Source organism: Kosakonia sp. S42 (assembly GCF_016624785.1).
Classification (GTDB): domain Bacteria; phylum Pseudomonadota; class Gammaproteobacteria; order Enterobacterales; family Enterobacteriaceae; genus Kosakonia; species Kosakonia cowanii.
On record NZ_JACVTW010000114.1, the window covers coordinates 1 to 269 of the forward strand.

Annotated in this window: 1 tRNA gene; it reads left to right on the plus strand. The window is 48.0% G+C overall.

What is annotated here, in order from left to right:
- The first annotated feature begins 63 nt into the window (after positions 1-63).
- Positions 64-139: transfer RNA gene (locus tag IAE50_RS25800), tRNA-Glu, on the plus strand.
- The last annotated feature ends 130 nt before the right edge of the window (positions 140-269 follow it).

Genomic DNA, 269 nt, shown 5'->3' on the forward strand with positions numbered 1-269 from the left:
AGTGTCCACACAGATTGTCTGATGAAAAGTAAATAGCAAGGCGTCTTGCGAGTGAGACTTTGTGTCCCCTTCGTCTAGAGGCCCAGGACACCGCCCTTTCACGGCGGTAACAGGGGTTCGAATCCCCTAGGGGACGCCACTTGCTGGTCTGTGAGTGAAAGTCACCTGCCGATGTATCTCAAACCTGATTCCTGAAACAGCGAGTCATGTCTGAGATATTTGCTCTTTAAAAATCTGGATCAAGCTGAAAATTGAAACACAGAACAATG